Here is a 5,719-nt window from a genome sequence, read left to right on the forward strand (position 1 = left end):
CAAAAGATCTCAAACAGCTGCTACTATCCCTAACAGGAATACCTTTGTCTGCATACTATTATATACGTCTTATTTGCAATTGTAAAATAGTGTTCAAAAATAATTTCAAAAAAGTTCAAAATTTTTCTAATTGATTTTAAGGTCTTTAAGAGATATTTTCAAAAAAGATTAATAAAAGTCTTGTGGGATTCAAAAGAGGTTGTATATTTGCACCCGCAAACGCAGAAACACAGGCACAGCAACGTTTAGAAGTTCATTAACAGAGGGTAGAGATAAGGTTTTAAAGGAGGAAAAAATATTTCATTTTTTTCTTGTTTGATAAGAAAAAGAGTTAGTATCTTTGCAGTCCGTTTTTGAGGCGACAGTTCATTAAAATTTAGGTGTAAAAATAAATTCAAAAAAACTTAAAAAAAAGTTTTGTCAGAATAAAAAGAGTTTATATCTTTGCATCCGCTTTCAGAAGGCGACACGATCACAGAAATCTTGGAGAGTTTTTGATTTAGGGAAAACATCTAGTTCGATTCTAGAATTTCTACAAATAAGAGTTAATTACGATTTTGGTTGAAAGAGTATCAAATATTACGATTAACGAAGTTCATTGAAAATATTGAAATTGACAGCGTAAAAAGAGAGTAGAATACATGCTTGATTACAAGTTTAATTCTTTTGAACTCTGATATAATATTAAAGATTATACAATGAAGAGTTTGATCCTGGCTCAGGATGAACGCTAGCGGCAGGCTTAACACATGCAAGTCGAGGGGCAGCGTAGATTGCTTGCGATCTGACGGCGACCGGCGAACGGGTGCGTAACGCGTATAGAATCTGCCTTGTACAGGAGGATAGCCTTTAGAAATGAAGATTAATACTCCATAATACTGAGAATTGGCATCGATTTTTAGTTAAAGATTTATCGGTACAAGATGACTATGCGTCCTATTAGCTAGATGGTAAGGTAACGGCTTACCATGGCAACGATAGGTAGGGGGTCTGAGAGGATTATCCCCCACACTGGTACTGAGACACGGACCAGACTCCTACGGGAGGCAGCAGTGAGGAATATTGGACAATGGGCGCAAGCCTGATCCAGCCATGCCGCGTGCAGGAAGACTGCCCTATGGGTTGTAAACTGCTTTTATACGGGAAGAAACGTTACTACGTGTAGTAATTTGACGGTACCGTAAGAATAAGCACCGGCTAACTCCGTGCCAGCAGCCGCGGTAATACGGAGGGTGCAAGCGTTATCCGGAATCATTGGGTTTAAAGGGTCCGCAGGCGGTCAATTAAGTCAGAGGTGAAATCCCATAGCTTAACTATGGAACTGCCTTTGATACTGGTTGACTTGAGTTGTACGGAAGTAGATAGAATAAGTAGTGTAGCGGTGAAATGCATAGATATTACTTAGAATACCGATTGCGAAGGCAGTCTACTACGTATATACTGACGCTCATGGACGAAAGCGTGGGGAGCGAACAGGATTAGATACCCTGGTAGTCCACGCCGTAAACGATGGACACTAGTTGTTGGGCTTTAAGTTCAGTGACTAAGCGAAAGTGATAAGTGTCCCACCTGGGGAGTACGATCGCAAGATTGAAACTCAAAGGAATTGACGGGGGCCCGCACAAGCGGTGGAGCATGTGGTTTAATTCGATGATACGCGAGGAACCTTACCAGGGCTTAAATGTAAGTTGCATAAGATAGAGATATCTTTTTCTTCGGACTACTTACAAGGTGCTGCATGGTTGTCGTCAGCTCGTGCCGTGAGGTGTCAGGTTAAGTCCTATAACGAGCGCAACCCCTATCGTTAGTTGCTAGCAGGTAAAGCTGAGGACTCTAGCGAGACTGCCGGTGCAAACCGTGAGGAAGGTGGGGATGACGTCAAATCATCACGGCCCTTACGTCCTGGGCTACACACGTGCTACAATGGTATGGACAATGAGCAGCCACAACGCGAGTTGGAGCGAATCTATAAACCATATCACAGTTCGGATCGGAGTCTGCAACTCGACTCCGTGAAGCTGGAATCGCTAGTAATCGGATATCAGCCATGATCCGGTGAATACGTTCCCGGGCCTTGTACACACCGCCCGTCAAGCCATGGAAGCTGGGGGTGCCTGAAGTCGGTTGCCGCAAGGAGCTGCCTAGGGTAAAACTAGTAACTAGGGCTAAGTCGTAACAAGGTAGCCGTACCGGAAGGTGCGGCTGGAACACCTCCTTTCTAGAGAAGAAGAGGTTTTGAAAGAGGTATTTTACTCTTTGCTGTCAGTTTTAAATAAAAGACTAAGATCTTAATAGTCTCGTAGCTCAGCTGGTTAGAGCGCTACACTGATAATGTAGAGGTCGGCAGTTCGAGTCTGCCCGAGACTACAATATTTAAGATTTTAGAGAAGGAAATTCTAGAGGTTGGGATTCACAATTCATAATTCTGAATTCATAATTTTGGATTTGCAATTGGGGGATTAGCTCAGCTGGCTAGAGCGCTTGCCTTGCACGCAAGAGGTCATCGGTTCGACTCCGATATTCTCCACAAGGCTATAAGTCTGTCACTTGGTTTAAATACTTGTAAGTGGCAACTTGCCACACGTTCATTGACATATTGGTAAAATGATATCGTAAAGAATCAAGATAGAGAGTTAATCGTAAAGATTGACAAAATATTTTTATAAGAATTATAAAGAGCTCGTTGTAGATTATATCTACAGCAAAAAGTACAATAAGCTAAATAAGGGCGTATGGAGGATGCCTAGGCTTTCAGAGGCGATGAAGGACGTGATAAGCTGCGAAAAGCTACGGGGAGGGGCACATACCTATTGATCCGTAGATATCCGAATGGGGCAACCCACTATACTGAAGGTATAGTATCCGTAAGGAGGCAAACCCGGAGAACTGAAACATCTAAGTACCCGGAGGAAGAGAAAACAATAGTGATTCCGAGAGTAGTGGCGAGCGAAATCGGATTAGCCCAAACCAATATTGTTACGGCAATATTGGGGTTGTAGGGCTGCGACATTAGAATCTTAGAGAACTAGAAGTGTTTGGAAAGACACACCAGAGAGAGTGATAGTCTCGTATAGGTAATCGAAGAGGATATAGCAGTACCCTGAGTAGTGCGGGACACGTGTAATCCTGTATGAATCTGGCGGGACCATCCGCTAAGGCTAAATACTCCTGAAAGACCGATAGTGAACTAGTACCGTGAGGGAAAGGTGAAAAGAACCCTAAGTAAGGGAGTGAAAGAGAACCTGAAACCGTACGCCTACAAGCGGTCGAAGCACATTTACTGTGTAACGGCGTGCCTTTTGCATAATGAGCCTACGAGTTACTGTTGCTAGCAAGGTTAAGAATTTAAGGTTCGGAGCCGAAGCGAAAGCGAGTCTGAATAGGGCGTTATAGTTAGTAGTAGTAGACGCGAAACCGAGTGATCTACCCATGGGCAGGTTGAAGCTGTGGTAACACACAGTGGAGGACCGAACCAGTTGACGTTGAAAAGTCTTTGGATGACCTGTGGGTAGGGGTGAAAGGCCAATCAAACTCGGAAATAGCTCGTACTCCCCGAAATGCATTTAGGTGCAGCGTTGAGTAAAAGTTTTATAGAGGTAGAGCTACTGATTGGATGCGGGGGCTTCACCGCCTACCAATTCCTGACAAACTCCGAATGCTATAAAATGTTTCTCAGCAGTGAGGGCATGGGTGCTAAGGTCCATGTCCGAGAGGGAAAGAACCCAGACCATCAGCTAAGGTCCCCAAATGTATGCTAAGTTGAAAAAACGAGGTTTGACTGCCCAGACAGCTAGGATGTTGGCTTGGAAGCAGCCATTCATTTAAAGAGTGCGTAACAGCTCACTAGTCGAGCGGTCGAGCATGGATAATAATCGGGCATAAGTATACTACCGAAGCTATGGACTTATTAAAGTGGTAGGGGAGCATTCTATATGTGTTGAAGGTGAACTGTGAGGTTTGCTGGAACGTATAGAAAAGAAAATGTAGGCATAAGTAACGATAAAGGGGGCGAGAAACCCCCTCACCGAAAGACTAAGGTTTCCTCAGCGATGCTAATCAGCTGAGGGTTAGTCGGGGCCTAAGGCGAACCCGAAAGGGGTAGTCGATGGACAACTGGTTAATATTCCAGTACCTGCTCACACTAAAAGTGACGGATCTCCCAGGTGCTTGCGTACTGACGGAAATGTACGCTGAGCTTAGACTTCGGTCGAAGCGAAAGCAAGTAAGAGGTTCCAAGAAAAGCGAGTGAAGCAGCCCGTACCGTAAACCGACACAGGTAGTTGGGATGAGAATTCTAAGGTGCTCGAGAGATTCATGGCTAAGGAACTAGGCAAAATAGACCTGTAACTTCGGGAGAAAGGTCGCCCATTTTCGGATGGGCCGCAGTGAAAAGATCCAGGCGACTGTTTATCAAAAACACAGGGCTTTGCTAAATTGAAAGATGATGTATAAGGCCTGACACCTGCCCGGTGCTGGAAGGTTAAGTGGAGTTGTTAGCTTCGGCGAAGCAATCAAATGAAGCCCCAGTAAACGGCGGCCGTAACTATAACGGTCCTAAGGTAGCGAAATTCCTTGTCGGGTAAGTTCCGACCTGCACGAATGGTGCAACGATCTGGATACTGTCTCAGCCATGAGCTCGGTGAAATTGTAGTATCGGTGAAGATGCCGATTACCCGCAGCGGGACGAAAAGACCCCGTGAACCTTTACTATAGCTTCGTATTGACTTTGGATAAGTAATGTGTAGGATAGGTGGGAGACTTTGAAGCGGCGTCGCTAGGCGTTGTGGAGTCATCCTTGAAATACCACCCTTTGCTTATCTAGAGCCTAACTCAGTAATGAGAACAGTGCGTGGTGGGTAGTTTGACTGGGGTGGTCGCCTCCAAAAGAGTAACGGAGGCTTCTAAAGGTTCCCTCAGCACGCTTGGTAACCGTGCGTAGAGTGCAATGGCATAAGGGAGCTTGACTGAGAGACATACAGGTCGATCAGGTACGAAAGTAGAGCATAGTGATCCGGTGGTTCCGTGTGGAAGGGCCATCGCTCAAAGGATAAAAGGTACTCCGGGGATAACAGGCTGATCTCCCCCAAGAGCTCACATCGACGGGGGGGTTTGGCACCTCGATGTCGGCTCGTCACATCCTGGGGCTGGAGAAGGTCCCAAGGGTTGGGCTGTTCGCCCATTAAAGTGGCACGCGAGCTGGGTTCAGAACGTCGTGAGACAGTTCGGTCTCTATCTGCTGTGGGCGTTAGAAATTTGAGTGGATCTGACTTTAGTACGAGAGGACCGAGTTGGACGAACCTCTAGTGTATCTGTTGTCTCGCCAGGGGCACTGCAGAGTAGCTACGTTCGGAAGGGATAAGCGCTGAAAGCATATAAGCGCGAAACCCACCACAAGATGAGATTTCTTTAAAGGGTCGTTGAAGATGACAACGTTGATAGGCTATAAGTGTAAGTGCAGTAATGTATGTAGCTGAGTAGTACTAATAACCCATAGGCTTATGTACGTACTTCCCCTCTTCGGAGGGGAGGACAACTCTTTGATAATTTAGGATATTATTTTACTAATATGTTAACATATACAGTTGAAATATACTGAAACAACTTAAGGTGATTATAGCATTGGGGCTCACCTCTTACCATTCCGAACAGAGAAGTTAAGCCCAATAGCGCCGATGGTACTGCCACTGGTGGGAGAGTAGGTCGTCGCCTTTCTTTATAA

2 tRNA genes and 3 rRNA genes are annotated in these 5,719 nt (G+C 45.1%); all 5 read left to right on the forward strand.

The window, feature by feature from the left end:
* Positions 1–695: 695 nt before the first annotated feature.
* The 5 genes from SLH33_RS12765 (at position 696) to rrf (ending at position 5,712) form a co-directional block, all read left to right on the forward strand.
* Positions 696–2,218 (forward strand): 16S ribosomal RNA (locus SLH33_RS12765).
* A gap of 75 nt (positions 2,219–2,293) precedes the next feature.
* Positions 2,294–2,367 (forward strand) — tRNA-Ile (locus tag SLH33_RS12770).
* Positions 2,368–2,453: 86 nt separating this feature from the next.
* A tRNA-Ala gene (locus tag SLH33_RS12775) sits at positions 2,454–2,527 on the forward strand.
* A gap of 184 nt (positions 2,528–2,711) precedes the next feature.
* Positions 2,712–5,504, forward strand: a 23S ribosomal RNA gene (locus tag SLH33_RS12780).
* Between the two features lie 99 nt (positions 5,505–5,603).
* Positions 5,604–5,712 (forward strand): 5S ribosomal RNA (gene rrf / locus SLH33_RS12785).
* The 16S, 23S and 5S rRNA genes sit together here with 2 tRNA genes alongside, the layout of an rRNA operon.
* Positions 5,713–5,719 lie beyond the last annotated feature (7 nt).

It is taken from the genome of Tenacibaculum sp. IB213877 (assembly GCF_034043975.1).
Classification (GTDB): Bacteria; Bacteroidota; Bacteroidia; order Flavobacteriales; family Flavobacteriaceae; genus Polaribacter.